This is a genomic window from Lactobacillus sp. C449L, from assembly GCF_059900815.1.
On record NZ_JBWXGA010000113.1, the window covers coordinates 1 to 488 of the forward strand.

The following is a 488-nucleotide window of genomic DNA, read 5'->3' on the forward strand; positions in this document are numbered from 1 at the left end:
CGCCTCGTTCCCTCCCGTTCGGGCGGACGAGCAGAGGCTCATTCAGATCCTGTTCAATCTGCTGCACAATGCTGTCAAATTTACGAAGGACGGCGAAATCTCGGTCCGCGCCGAGCTGCGGAACGGCGAAGCGCACATTCATATCGCGGACACGGGCGTCGGCATTCCGGAGGACGCGCTGGAGAACATCTTCCGGGAGTACGAGCAGGTCGACCCCGACCATAGCAACGCTTCCGGCGGGCTGGGCCTGGGACTCAGCATCTCCCGGCAGCTGGCGGAACTGCATGGCGGGACGTTAACCGCGAAGTCCGTCCTCGGACAAGGCTCCGTCTTTACGTTTACGCTTCCGATCGCCGCCGCGGGCGAAGCTAGGGCCGGCGCCGTTCCTGAATCGGACGCCGACGCACGGATCGACGCCGCGCCGGTCGCCGCCGACCTCGAGACGGCCGACGAGGCGTATCCGGAGAAGGACGACGCAACCTCGGGAT

The 488-nt window shown here is 65.2% G+C and carries 1 protein-coding gene; it reads left to right on the plus strand.

Annotated features, from left to right (window positions below):
• Positions 1 to 488 (plus strand): ATP-binding protein (locus AC2JF9_RS08565; RefSeq protein ID WP_500726925.1); only part of this gene is annotated, 488 nt, incomplete at both ends.